This is a genomic window from Verrucomicrobiia bacterium (assembly GCA_019634625.1).
Classification (GTDB): Bacteria; Verrucomicrobiota; Verrucomicrobiia; order Limisphaerales; family CAIMTB01; genus CAIMTB01.
In genome coordinates, this window is the sequence record JAHCBA010000047.1 from 1 (window position 1) to 11,976 (window position 11,976).

Here is an 11,976-nt window from a genome sequence, read left to right on the forward strand (position 1 = left end):
GTGGAGTGGCATAGAAGGGGTGGTGGCCGTGGTTGGCTGGGAAGGGGCTTGGCGACGGCGGAGGGACCTGGAAATGAACGTAAGAATCGTGCATATGCACGGAGTTCCTGGCGATTGGGTGGAGTGTTGCGGGTGGGGTTGGGGGGTGGGGAGGGGTGGAAGGGCCTGGCCCAGTCGTTGCGCGATGGCGATGGCGATTTGGACGATGGGCATGCGGTGCGAAGCGCCGAGGCGGGTCAGTGGGGGAGGAGCATGAGGCAGAAGCCGACGACCAGGGTGGGAAGGAGGGCGCCGAGGAACAGGCGGAGGGCGGAGACCCCGCCCGGGAAGAAGCTGGCGAGGATGGACTGTCCGGCGGGATTGGGAGCGTTGGCGATGACGGTGAGGCCGCCACCGGCGACGGCGCCGGCGACGACGGCGTGTTTCATGGATTCGGTGAGGCCGGGTACGAGCGTGGCGAGGTAGGTGAGGGCGGCGTTGTCGTTGAAGGCGGTGAGGATTCCGGAGGTGAGGAATAGCGGCCATTCCCCGAGGCCGCCGAGGGCTGGGGCAATCCACCATTGCTGGAGGCCACCGTGGACCACGAGGCCGGCGAGGAAGAACCCGACCAGGATGGGGCCGCGCAGTTCCAACGGGCTTTGGAAGTCCTCGGTCACCGTGTAGAAGGCGAGGAAGAAGAGGAAGCCTCCGACCAGCAGGACCGGGTGATGATTGTTGAGGACCGTCCAGGCCATTGCCAGGACGTGGACCAGGGTGATCCAGCCGGGGACGGGGCGGAGATTGGTTTCGGCGGGTTCGATCCCGGCGGGTTCGGGGCGGGCCGGGTCGGTCAGGATGGCGAAGTCACGGCGGAGCAGGGTGAGGACGACGGTGGTGGACACGAGGATGCCGAGGGCGGACTGCCATCCGAAGTGAAGGGCCATGAAGGGGAGGTTCCAGTTCCAACGATCGGCCACCATGAGGACCGGGGGCGCGGCGAAATGGGTCATGGTCCCGCCGACGGAGATGTTGACGAAGAGGAGGCCGAGGGTGGCGTAGGCGAGGCGGGGCGAGGGATTGAAGCGATAGAAGTGGCGGCCGAGGAGGAGGGCCGTGAGGGTCATGGCTCCGGCTTCGGTGACGAACGAGCCGAGGAGGGGGCCGAGGGTGAGGAGAACGAACCACCAGGCGACGGGGGTGGCGCCGCCGAGACTGGCGACGCGACGCAGGAGGGATTCGGCGAGGTGCACGACGGGCCGGGTGGCGGCGAGGGTCATGATGACCACGACGAAGAGGGGTTCGTGGTACTGGACACGGTTCTCGAGGTACTCGACGGCGCTGGCGACACCGTGCTGCCAGCCGAGCAGGGCGAGGAGCGGGACAGCCCAGAGGCCGAAGACCACCTCGATCTCGCCTAAGAAGTGGAGGGAACGTCCCCGGATGGAGGTTGTTTTTCGGGGTGGCGGGCGACCTTCGAGTTCGGCCTGACGGACCTCGTTCCACCAGCGGGACTGGTGGTGTTCCTCGATGGTGCTGGCCCAGCTTCGGAAGCGACGGGCGGCGAAGGTGTGGGTGATGGCGAGGGCGAAGAGGAAGGTTGCGGTGGCGTTGAACGGATGGGCTCGGACCCGGTGGGCGAGGATCTCCGGCAGGCGGGTGAGGTGGGTGTCGGCGTAGTGGTCCAGGGAGGGCGGGAACGAGGCTTGGGAGGTCGGGACGGAATCCGCGTCGGCGCCGGGCGGAGCGAGGAGCAGGAGGATGAGGGCGAGGAAGGGCGCCATCGCGTTTGAGAGCGTAACGGCGTTGGTCGCAGCGACAACGAGTTCGTGGCGAAGCGGAGTGGATCGGGTGCATTTGCGGGAAAAGGTCTGCAAGATGCATCCGCGGTTTGACACGGGGCGGGAAGCTGACATCTGATTTCCGCGCCGGGGCTCGGGAGAGCGTCGCGAACGAGGCGGGCACCGGCGCCGGAAGGGAGGCTTCTTCCGATCCCGGAATCCCTGCGGGTCCTGCGAGGCGTGCGGTGCTTTCGAGCGGGATGGGGTGCGGGGAGCAGCGACCGCGACCGAGCGTGTTCTGAGATCACCAATATCACCGAAATCACCGATATGCTGGCTGATCTTGGATGGATTGGGTTGGGACTGGCGCTGCTGTATTTCGGGGCCGAGGGGCTGGTGGGGGGCAGTTCGCGGCTGGCCATGAGGTTTGGCGTATCGCCGCTGGTGGTCGGATTGACGGTGGTGGCCTACGGGACGAGCGCGCCGGAGCTGGTGGTTTCGGTGAAGGCTGCCTGGCTGGGGCAGGGATCCCTGGCGGTGGGGAACGTGGTCGGTTCCAACATCATGAACATCGCGTGCATCCTGGGATTATGTTCGCTCATCGAACCGGCGAGGGCCGATTCGAGGATCGTGCGCCGGGAGATTCCGGTGATGATCGGGGTCACGGCGGTGGGGACGCTGCTGTTGTGGGACGGGGCGCTGCGGCGTTGGGAGGCGATGGTTTTGCTGGTGGGAGCGGCCGGCTACACGGTGTGGACGCTGAGCGATGCCCGGCGTCAGCGGACGGATCCCTTGGCCGGCGAGTTCGCGGCGGAGTTGCCGGCGTCCGGAGGCAGCCTGGGCCGGGACGTGTTGTTCATCGTGGGCGGGCTCGCCCTGTTGATTGCGGGCGGGCACTACTTTGTGGAGGGTGCGCAGGGGATGGCACGGCGCCTTGGAGTCAGTGAGGCGGTGATTGGGCTGACCATTGTGGCGGCGGGGACGAGTCTGCCGGAGCTGGCGACGTCGCTGCTTGCGGCGTGGCGCAAGGAGAACGAGATCGCGGTGGGGAACGTGGTGGGGTCGAACGTCTTCAATCTTCTGGGAATCCTTGGGATCAGCGGGGTGTTGCGGCCGATCGAGGCGACAGGCATGGCGGCGGTGGACCTGCTGGTGATGACGGGGGTGGCGGTGCTGCTGTTGCCGCTGATGCGGACGGGGCTGCGGGTGAGCCGGCCGGAGGGGGCGCTTCTGCTGGCCGGATACGGTGGATACGTGGGCTACTTGTGGGCGCAATCGACATGACTCCCTCCCTGGCGATTCTTCTGGCGGTGTTTCTTCCCCTGGTGGCGGCGTTGCCGGTGGCCTGGGTGGGGCGGCGCCTCGGACGGAAGACCGCGTGGGTGGCGATCGCACTGCCGCTGGTGTCCTTCCTTTCGCTGCTGAGCCTGGCGCTGCAGGCGCAGGCGGGCGGGCCGGTGCCGGACGTGCGGTGGGCCTGGATCCCGACGCTTGGGCTGGACCTGGCATTCCTTCCGGACGGGCTGGGGTTGTTTTTCGGGCTGATCGTGAGCGGGATGGGGGTGCTGATCTTTTTCTATGCGGGGCATTACCTGGACGACCACTACGAGCATCACGGCCGGTTCTACGCGTATCTCACGCTGTTCATGGCAGCGATGCTGGGGACGGTGTTGTCGGACAATCTGCTGCTGCTTTTTGTCTTCTGGGAGCTTACCGGGATCGCGTCGTTTCTGCTGATCGGGTTCCTGCATGGGGAGGACGGGTCGCGGCGGGGGGCGCGGATGGCGCTGCTGGTGACGGCGGGGACGGGGCTGGCGGCCCTGGCGGGGATTGTGCTGCTGCGGGAGATCGGGGGGACGCTGAGTTTGCGGGAATTGATGGTCACGCCGGGGATCCTCGAGCATCCGCTGGCCGGGGTGGCGATGGTCTTGATGTTGCTCGGGGCCTTTGGGAAGTCGGCGCAGTTCCCGTTTCACATCTGGCTGCCGAACGCGATGGCGGCGCCGACGCCGGTGAGTGCGTATCTGCATTCGGCGACGATGGTGAAGCTCGGGGTGTTTCTGACGGCGCGACTGTTTCCCATTTTCCAGGAGCATCCGTGGTGGCCGCCGCTGGTGGGGACGATTGCCTTCACGACGCTGCTGCTGGGGGCGGTGCTGGCACTGCTGGCCTGCGAGTTGAAGGCGATTCTGGCGTTCTCGACGGTCAGCCAGCTGGGGTTCCTGATCGGGTATTACGGGCTGGGTGGGGCGGGTGGGGTGGAGCACGACTATCTGCACATTTTGAATCACGTGTTTTACAAGGGGTCGCTGTTCATGCTGGCGGGGATTGTGATTCACGCGACGCATCTCAAGGACATCCGCGAATTGGGGGGCTTGTGGCGGCGGATGCCGGTGGTGGGGACGGTCATGGCGGTGGCCTGTGCGTCGATGGCGGGGTTGCCGGGGACCACCGGGTTTCTGAGCAAGGAACTCATGTTGAAGGAGATCTTCGACAGCCCGCTGGTGCATGGGGGATTGGGGTGGTGGGCGATCGTCAGTGTGGTGCTGACGTCCCTGGTGAAGGTGGCGTTCTCGTTCAGGCTTTTCGTGGGGATCTTCCTGGGTGCGGAGGGGCCGCGGGTGAAGGAGCATTTCCACGCGCCCACGTGGCCGATCCTGGTGCCGCCCCTGCTGCTGGCGGGGGCCGCGCTGATCTTCGGGGTGGCGCCCGGGTGGTTGTCCGCGGGGTTGCAGCGGTTTGTCGTCGCGGGACTTCATGTGGAGACGCTGTCCGAGCTGCATGTGTGGCACGGGATCAACCGGGAGTTTCTGACCAGCGTGGCGCTGGTGGCGGCGGGGACGATTTTGGTGGTTCTGGGGACACGGGCGCGCTGGCGATGGGCGAGGACGCCGAAGTGGCTGCGGTGGGATCTGCTGTTTGAGCGCGGGGTGGACGGGCTGGGCCAACTGGCGAAGGGCCTCACCAAGGCGGTGGGGTCGGACACGCCGCAGGCGTGGCTGCGGATCACGGCGACCTTCGCCGTGCTGATGGTGGGGGGGTATCTGGCGGTACGGTTGCCGGCTTCGCCCCTGACCGAAATGCTGGGGGAACGGCTGTCGCGCCAGCACTGGGACGGGTTGCGGGTGGTGGTGGCGCTGTTGATGGCCCTGAGTGCGCTGGGGGTGATTGTGTTGCGGACCTGGCCTGCGCAATTGATCTCGCTCTCGGTGTTCGGGTTTCTGAACACGCTGTACTTCGTGCTCTACCATGCGCCGGATCTGGCGTTGACGCAGATCCTGGTGGACACGGTGACGCTGATCCTGGTGGTGGTGTTGCTGGCGCGGTTCCCGCGTTCGGCGCAGGAGGGGGAGGAGCGGGACCGGCGGTGGTCGTGGAAGCAGGCCGGGGTGACGGGGGTGGCGGTGGGGTTTGGATCGATGATGACGTTGTTGGGGCTGTTGATGACGGCACGGCCGCATCCGGAACCGATCGGTCCGTGGTTCACGCGGGCGACGGTGCCGCTGGCGGAGGGGATGAACGCGGTGAACACGATTCTGGTGGATTTCCGCGGGGTGGACACGATGGGGGAGATCACGGTGCTGGTGATCGCCATGCTGGGATGCCTGGGGTTGCTGTTCCGGCGGCGGCGAAGTCCGGAGGAGCGGGCGGCGGGAGCGATGGGGCCGCCGGGATTGGGGACACAGCTTGAACCGGAGGAAAGGGAAGCCCGATGAACCCGTCGCGCTCGATGATTTTCGGGTTGGTGGCCAAGGCGCTGTTCTTCGTGCTGCACATCCTGGCGGTGTACCTGCTGTTGCGGGGCCACAACCTGCCCGGGGGCGGGTTTATCGGGGGCCTGGTTTCGGCGATCGCGTTCATCATGCTGAGTCTCGCGTTGGGATGGCGGGAGATGGAGCAGGTGATCCGGGTGGATGCGGCGCGGGTGGCCTTCGTGGGGTTGTTTCTGACGGGGTTGACGGCGCTGGGTCCGATGGTGGTGGGGCGGCCGCCGCTGGAGCAGTTCATGTGGCATCTGGAGCTGCCCTGGTTTGGGGAGTGGCATGTGGGGACGACGCTGGCCTTCGATGCCGGGGTGTTCCTGGTGGTGGTCGGGGTGTCGGTGAAGATGATCGTCGTGCTGGGGCGCTCGTCCGAGGGGATGCATCCGTTCGGGCCGCGCGAGGATGGGCACTATGCGGCGGCGGTGGAGGAGGCGATTGACGAACTGGGCCGGGACCCGCTGGCGGCTCGAAAGGAGGGGGACGATGCAGGCTGACACGGCAGTGCTGACCGGGGTGTTGTTTGCGGTGGCGCTGTGGCTGGTGCTGCAGCGGAGCTTCGTGAGGATCCTCTTCGGGTTCATCATCTTCACCAACGCCGCCAATCTGTTCGTGCTGATGATGTCGGGCGAACCGGGAGGGCGGCAGGCACCCATCATGGAACCCGGGGTGAACGCGGTGGATCCGCTGCCTCAGGCGCTGATTCTGACCGCGATCGTGATCGGGTTCGGGGTGACGGCGTATCTGGTGACCTTGCTGTACCGGCTGTTCCTGGACGGCCGGACGACGGATGCGCGGGAGCTGTTTGCGGACGAACCGGACGAACGGGAGAAGTCGAAATGAACCTGGTGGCGCTTCCGGTGCTGGTGCCGATGATGACGGCGCTGGTGCTGTTGTTTCTGGGGACCCGCCCGACGCTTCAGCGGGTGCTGGCGATCGGCTCCTTTGCGGGGCAGCTGGTGATTGCGGTGATGCTGGTGGGGCGGAGCTGGGACGAGGGGGTGCTGGCGTTGCCCCTGGGAGCGTGGGTGGCGCCGTACGGGATTGTGTTTGTCGCGGATCTGCTGGCGGGGCTGATGCTGACGCTGTCGGCGGTGACCATCCTGGCCGGGGCGGTGTACGGGGTCATCGAGATGCCGGGGCGGAGGAGTCATCCGTTGCGGCTGCCGCTGCTGCAGTTTCTGGCGATGGGGATCAACCTGTCGTTTGTCACGGGCGACCTGTTCAACCTGTTTGTCGCCTTCGAGGTGCTGCTGCTGGCGAGCTACGCGCTGCTGACGCTGGAGGCGGACGACTGGGACGTGAAGCAGGCATTTCCGTATCTGGCGTTGAATGCGGTGGGGAGCACGGTGTTCCTGTGCGCGGCCGGGTTGTCGTATGCGATGCTGGGGACGTTGAACTTCGCGGACATGTCGGCGCGGGCGGCGGACATGTCGGGCGACCCGCGGTTGATGGCGCTGGGGCTGGTGTTCGTGCTGGTGTTCGGTCTGAAGGCGGGATTGTTTCCCCTCTACTTCTGGCTGCCGCACAGCTACCCGACGCTGGCGACGCCGGTGGCGGCTGTGTTTGCGGGGTTGCTGACGAAGGTGGGGATCTATGTGTTGATCCGGATGTGCACGACGGTGTTGCCGCACGACATGAGCGCGTTGCACGGGCTGATTGCGTGGATGTCGGGGGCGACCATGCTGCTGGGCGTGCTGGGGGCGATCTCGAGGAACTTCATCCGCGGCATTCTGTCATTCCACATTCTGAGCCAGGTGGCCTTCATGACGCTGGCGCTGGGGCTGTTCACGCCGTTGAGCGTGGCGGCGGCCATCTTCTACATTGCGCATCACATCATCGTGAAATCGTCGTTGTTTCTGGTGGGGGGCGTGGCTGCGCTATTGAACCGGACGGATGATCTCAACCGGATGAGCCACCTGTGGAAGGCGACGCCGTGGCTTGGGGTGGTGTTTCTGGCACAGGCGTTGTCGTTGGCGGGTCTGCCGCCGTTGAGCGGGTTCTGGGGCAAGTATCTGATCGTCGTCGAGGGCCTGGCGCAGCGGGAGTACTGGCTGGTTGGGGCGTCGCTGGTGGCCAGCGTCCTGACGTTGTTCAGCATGCTCAAGATCTGGCTGGCGGCCTTCTGGCGTGAGGAGGCGGAAGTGCGGGTGGTGCGGGAGGACCGGCGGTGGCGGCCACTGACCGTGGTGGCCGGGGCGATGACGGCGATTTCGCTGACCATCGGGTTGGGGGCCGAGCCGCTGTTGCGACTGGCCGGGCGGGCGGCGGAGATGACGCTGGACCAGGAGGGGTACCGGGACGCGGTTTTCGGTTTGCGTGGAAAGAGCCTGGAGGAGGGGATACCGGGGGTGTTGCCGGTACCGCTTCCAGGGGACGGAGCGGCGGCGGGGGGGGAGTTCCTGCCGTTTCCGGGAGGGACGCCATGACGCCGTTCCTGCTCAATCTGGCTCTGGCGTTGTTGTGGACGTTCATCAGTCCGCAGCCGTCGCTGGCGACCTTCGTGGTGGGATTTGCGCTGGGCTTCGGGTGTGTGGCGATTGGCGAGCGGTTGTTTCCGGGGCGGCACTATTCGCGGCGGCTGCTGGCGCAGATGGCCTTTGCGGTCTGTTTTGTGAGGGCGTTTGTGGCGGCGAACCTCGAGCTGGCGAGGGCGGTGTTGTTTCGTTCGCGGGACCGGATCGATCCGAACTTCATCGAGTACGACGTGACGGGACTGACGCCGTTGGAGATCCTGGTGTTGTCGCACTGCATCACACTGACGCCGGGGACGACGACGGTGAGCGTGTCGGCGGACCGGCGGACGTTGTTGCTGCATGCCTTCGACGCGGGGGATCCGGAGGCGGTGCGACGGTCGATTGACGTGGGTTTGAGAAACCCCCTGCTTCGGTGCACCCGATGATGGACACGCTGCTACACATTTGTCTGGGGGCGCTGGGGCTGACCGTCCTGCTGGGCCTGGTACGGTTGGCGAAGGGGCCGACGGTGGTGGACCGGATGCTGGCGTTCGACTTGATCGCGGTATCGGGGGTGGGGGTGATGGCCATCGTCTCGGTGCTGCGGGAGACGGCGGCGTACTTCGAGTTGATCCTGGTGTATTCGCTGCTGGGGTTCCTGGGGACGGTGGCGTTGACGCGGTTCTTGCAGAGGAATCTTGAACGGCGGACGCGTGAGCGGCCGGCTGGGGAAGGAGGGGCTCGTGGTTGAGGTGATGACGGGGATCCTGCTGGTGGCGGGGGTGATCATGATGCTGATCGCCGCGGTGGGACTGCTGCGGCTGCCCGATCCGCTATGCCGTGCGCACGCGGTGGCCAAGGCGGTGAGTCTGGGCATCGCGCTGATTCTGATGGGGACGTGGGTGAAGCTGGGCGACACCGGCTCGGGACTGAAGCTGGCGCTGGCCATCCTGTTCCAGTTGGGGACCATTCCGGTGGCGAGCCATCTGCTGGCGCAGGCGGCGTACCACCTCGAGATTCCGCGATGGCGACAGCGTCCGGTGGCCCGGCTCATGCCGGACGGAACGCAGGACGCCACGACGGAGGCGGCGGGCGGGCGGGGTCGGGGTTGACCGCTCCTGAGCTGTGGCCAAGCAGCAAGGTCGGGGGCCTGTCCGAGCCGGCGGCGGAGCCGGTTGTGGCGGGCCAACGGCCCTTGCCTGTCATTTGGCTTCGGCGCGGGTGGCGGCGAGGCGGTCGAGCTGGAACAGGCCCGGGGCGGAATCGCCGGCCAGACGCAGACGGGCGATCATGTCGGAAGCGGTTTTTTCCTCCTCGACCTGTTCATCGAGGAACCATCGCAGGAAGGAGAGGGTGGGGTAGTCCTTGTGCTGCTGGGCGAGTTCGTAGAGGGCGCAGATCGAGGCGGAGACCTTCTGCTCGTGGGCCAGGCCCGCTTCGAAGGCGGCGAGGGGGGATCCGTAGGAAACCGAAGGGGCGCCGATGGCCTTGAGGTCCACGCGGCCACCGCGGTCGAGGAGGTAGTCGAAGAACTTGGAGGCATGACCGAGTTCCTCCTGGCCCTGGAGGCGCATCCAGGCGGCAAAGCCGGGAAATCCTTCGTGCTCGAAGTAGGCCGCCATCCCGAGGTACGCGTAGGCGGAGGCGAACTCGAGGTTGATCTGGTTGTTGATGGCCTGACCGATGGCGTTGTCCAGTTCCATGCAGGCAGCGTACCGATTCGGGTGCCGGGTGCAAGAATGGGTCCGGTGTGGTGGAACGTCCCCGTGCATCACGCAGTTGGGAGGAGGGGTGCGAACTCCTCGAAGCGGCGCTTCGGAGGGCCGAGTTCCACGAGGCCGCAACGGTGTGGAGCGTTGGGATGAGGACTCGCGGAGCTCGTCCCTCCGGAAGGTGTCACTCCGGAATGCGGAGGGGGGGACGAGACCGGGCTTGCGAAAACGGGGCGGGGCGGGCATGGGTGGGGACACTGACGTGAAGAAGTCCGACTCATTGGAGGTGGCGATTCCCGGGGCTGGGCTGAGCGAGGCTCTGTTGCGGGGTACCGACGATGCGGTGCTGGGCACCGATGCTTCTGGAAGGGTTATGTTCTGGAACGACGGGGCGGTCCGGCTGCTGGGGTATGAGGCGGAGGAGATCCTGGGGAGGGCATTGGCGGAATTGATTCCGGAATCGTCGAGGGCGAGGGAGGAGGCGGTGTGGGGGCGATTGAAGGCGGGAGAGCGGGTGCCGCATTACGAGACGGTGCGACTGGGTCGCGACGGGCGGGAGGTCGAGGTGTCGGTGACGCGGTCGGCGATTCGGGACGGGGCGGGTGGATGGGCGGGGGTGTCGGAGATTGCGCGGGACGTGAGCGAGGATCGGCGGGAGCAGAACCGGCGGATTGCGGAGGTGGAGGAGCGGTTGAAGGTGTCGTTTCGGGAGATCGAGGACTTGAAGGCGGCGCTGGACGAGCATGCGATCGTGGCCATCACGGATGCGCGGGGCCGGATCACGTACGTGAACGACAAGTTCTGTGCGATATCGAAGTATGCGCGGGAGGAATTGCTGGGGCAGGACCACCGGCTGATCAACTCGGGGCATCACCCGAAGGAGTTCATCCGGGACCTGTGGCGGACCATCGGCAGGGGGGGCGTGTGGCACGGGGAACTCAAGAACCGGGCCCGGGATGGGACGCACTACTGGGTGGACACGACGATCGTGCCCTTTCTGGATGAGGCGGGGCGCCCGCGCCAGTACGTGGCGATCCGGGCGGAGATCACCGAGCGCAAACTGGCGGAGGAGGCGTTGCAGCGGCGGACGGAGGAACTGGCGCGGTCGAATCACGATCTGGAGCAGTTCGCCTATGTGGCCTCGCACGATCTGCAGGAGCCGTTGCGGGCGGTGGCGGGGTGCGTGCAGATCCTGCAACGGAAGTATGGGGGACAGATGGGCGCGGGGGCGGACGAGTTGATCGGGCATGTGGTGGACGGGGCGCAGCGCATGCGGAAGTTGATCGACGATCTGCTGGAGTTCTCCCGGGTGGGGACGCGGGGCGGGAAGTTCCAGAGGATCACGGTGGGGACGGCCCTGGCGGAGGCGCTGCGCAATCTTGCGGTGGCGTTGGAGGAGAGCGGGGGGCGGATCGTGAACGACCCGCTTCCGGAGGTGGAGGCGGACCCGACCCAGTTGACGCAGTTGTTCCAGAACCTGATCGGGAACGCGATCAAGTTCCGGGGTCCGGAGGCGCCCCGGGTGCAGATTGGGGCCGAGCGGCGTGGGGGGTGGTGGGAGATTTCGGTCCGGGACAACGGGATCGGGATCGAGCCGCAGTACTTCGAGCGACTGTTCCGGATCTTCCAGAGGCTGCACACGCGGCGGGAGTATCCGGGGACGGGGATCGGGCTGGCGATCTGCCGGCGGATCGTGGAGCGGCATGGGGGACGCATCTGGGTGGAATCGAAGCCGGGCGAGGGAACCACCTTTTTTTTTACCTTGCTGGGGGCATCTTGAAACTCGAAGGGTGGCGGCATTCGGCGCGAGTCACACGACATGAAGATGACGGGCAGCGACAAGCCGATCGACATTCTGCTGGTCGAGGACAGTCCGACGGACGCCTTGATGACGCGGGAGGCGTTGGAGTTCTCGAAGGTGATGAACCGCCTGTTCACGGTGGAGGACGGCGTCGAGGCGATCGCGTTTCTGCGGCGCACGGGCCGGCATGCGGATGCGCCGAGGCCAGACCTGGTCTTGCTGGACCTCAATCTGCCACGGAAGGGGGGGCGGGAAGTGCTGGCGGAGATCAAGGCCGACCCGAAGCTGAAGTCGATTCCGGTGGTGATCCTGAGCACCTCGAAGGCGGACGAGGACGTTGCGCGGTCGTACGATCTGCACGCCAACTGCTACGTCGCCAAGCCGGTGGAGTTTTACAAGTTCGCCGAAGTCATCCAGTCCATCCGGGAGTTCTGGTTCGGGGTGGTGTCGCTGCCCCGCCAGGACCCGTAAGGCGTGGCCCGGGCCGGG

The 11,976-nt window shown here is 66.2% G+C and carries 12 protein-coding genes; 10 read left to right on the forward strand and 2 right to left on the reverse strand.

The features are described 5' to 3' along the window. Positions 1-236: 236 nt before the first annotated feature. Positions 237-1,760: a putative Na+/H+ antiporter gene (locus KF833_20735; GenBank protein MBX3747742.1), complete on the reverse strand. Its 1,524-nt coding sequence runs from the start codon at positions 1,758-1,760 to the stop codon at positions 237-239. 327 nt (positions 1,761-2,087) lie between these two features. On the opposite strand from KF833_20735, the gene KF833_20740 reads away from it, so the two are divergent. The 8 genes from KF833_20740 to mnhG are packed head-to-tail and all read left to right on the forward strand — an operon-like array spanning position 2,088 to position 9,086. Then, the gene (locus KF833_20740; GenBank protein MBX3747743.1) at positions 2,088-3,041 is read left to right on the forward strand and encodes a calcium/sodium antiporter; all 954 of its coding nucleotides are present in this window, start codon (positions 2,088-2,090) and stop codon (positions 3,039-3,041) included. Continuing rightward, positions 3,038-5,473 carry a DUF4040 domain-containing protein gene (locus KF833_20745; protein MBX3747744.1) on the forward strand — a complete coding sequence of 812 codons (2,436 nt, stop codon included), beginning with the start codon at positions 3,038-3,040 and terminating at the stop codon, positions 5,471-5,473. The genes KF833_20740 and KF833_20745 overlap by 4 nt, the downstream gene beginning before the upstream one ends. Beyond that, positions 5,470-6,015, forward strand: a complete 546-nt coding sequence (locus tag KF833_20750; GenBank protein ID MBX3747745.1) for an MnhB domain-containing protein — start codon at positions 5,470-5,472, stop codon at positions 6,013-6,015. The genes KF833_20745 and KF833_20750 overlap by 4 nt, the downstream gene beginning before the upstream one ends. Further along, positions 6,005-6,361 (forward strand): NADH-quinone oxidoreductase subunit K, encoded by a 357-nt coding sequence (locus tag KF833_20755; GenBank protein MBX3747746.1) that lies wholly within the window; start codon positions 6,005-6,007, stop codon positions 6,359-6,361. Before KF833_20750 ends, KF833_20755 begins: the two co-directional genes overlap by 11 nt. Continuing rightward, positions 6,358-7,947, forward strand: a complete 1,590-nt coding sequence (locus KF833_20760; GenBank protein MBX3747747.1) for a hypothetical protein — start codon at positions 6,358-6,360, stop codon at positions 7,945-7,947. Before KF833_20755 ends, KF833_20760 begins: the two co-directional genes overlap by 4 nt. Continuing rightward, a complete protein-coding gene (locus tag KF833_20765) occupies positions 7,944-8,420 on the forward strand; it encodes a Na+/H+ antiporter subunit E (protein MBX3747748.1) in 477 nt (158 codons plus the stop codon). Before KF833_20760 ends, KF833_20765 begins: the two co-directional genes overlap by 4 nt. Continuing rightward, complete coding sequence (locus tag KF833_20770) at positions 8,417-8,725, forward strand: Na(+)/H(+) antiporter subunit F (protein MBX3747749.1); 309 nt, start codon at positions 8,417-8,419, stop codon at positions 8,723-8,725. Before KF833_20765 ends, KF833_20770 begins: the two co-directional genes overlap by 4 nt. Continuing rightward, the gene (gene mnhG / locus KF833_20775; GenBank protein MBX3747750.1) at positions 8,673-9,086 is read left to right on the forward strand and encodes a monovalent cation/H(+) antiporter subunit G; all 414 of its coding nucleotides are present in this window, start codon (positions 8,673-8,675) and stop codon (positions 9,084-9,086) included. The genes KF833_20770 and mnhG overlap by 53 nt, the downstream gene beginning before the upstream one ends. 90 nt (positions 9,087-9,176) lie before the next feature. Here mnhG and KF833_20780 read toward each other — a convergent pair whose 3' ends face one another. Further along, entirely contained in the window at positions 9,177-9,677 is a 501-nt protein-coding gene (locus tag KF833_20780; protein MBX3747751.1) for a ferritin, read from the reverse strand. 271 nt (positions 9,678-9,948) lie between these two features. Here KF833_20780 and KF833_20785 point away from each other — a divergent pair, with 271 nt between their 5' ends. Both KF833_20785 and KF833_20790 read left to right on the forward strand, forming a co-directional pair. Continuing rightward, positions 9,949-11,466 (forward strand): PAS domain S-box protein, encoded by a 1,518-nt coding sequence (locus KF833_20785; GenBank protein ID MBX3747752.1) that lies wholly within the window; start codon positions 9,949-9,951, stop codon positions 11,464-11,466. Positions 11,467-11,505: 39 nt separating this feature from the next. Next, the gene (locus tag KF833_20790; protein ID MBX3747753.1) at positions 11,506-11,958 is read left to right on the forward strand and encodes a response regulator; all 453 of its coding nucleotides are present in this window, start codon (positions 11,506-11,508) and stop codon (positions 11,956-11,958) included. Positions 11,959-11,976 lie beyond the last annotated feature (18 nt).

Excerpts from the sequence above, each read along its gene's own strand:
- KF833_20740 (MBX3747743.1), top strand. The coding sequence starts at position 2,088 with ATGCTGGCTGATCTTGGATGGATTGGGTTGGGACTGGCGCTGCTGTAT.
- KF833_20765 (MBX3747748.1), top strand. The coding sequence starts at position 7,944 with ATGACGCCGTTCCTGCTCAATCTGGCTCTGGCGTTGTTGTGGACGTTC.
- KF833_20755 (MBX3747746.1), top strand. The coding sequence starts at position 6,005 with ATGCAGGCTGACACGGCAGTGCTGACCGGGGTGTTGTTTGCGGTGGCG.
- KF833_20790 (MBX3747753.1), top strand. The coding sequence starts at position 11,506 with ATGAAGATGACGGGCAGCGACAAGCCGATCGACATTCTGCTGGTCGAG.
- KF833_20735 (MBX3747742.1), bottom strand. The coding sequence starts at position 1,760 with ATGGCGCCCTTCCTCGCCCTCATCCTCCTGCTCCTCGCTCCGCCCGGC.
- KF833_20745 (MBX3747744.1), top strand. The coding sequence starts at position 3,038 with ATGACTCCCTCCCTGGCGATTCTTCTGGCGGTGTTTCTTCCCCTGGTG.
- KF833_20770 (MBX3747749.1), top strand. The coding sequence starts at position 8,417 with ATGATGGACACGCTGCTACACATTTGTCTGGGGGCGCTGGGGCTGACC.
- KF833_20760 (MBX3747747.1), top strand. The coding sequence starts at position 6,358 with ATGAACCTGGTGGCGCTTCCGGTGCTGGTGCCGATGATGACGGCGCTG.
- KF833_20750 (MBX3747745.1), top strand. The coding sequence starts at position 5,470 with ATGAACCCGTCGCGCTCGATGATTTTCGGGTTGGTGGCCAAGGCGCTG.
- KF833_20780 (MBX3747751.1), bottom strand. The coding sequence starts at position 9,677 with ATGGAACTGGACAACGCCATCGGTCAGGCCATCAACAACCAGATCAAC.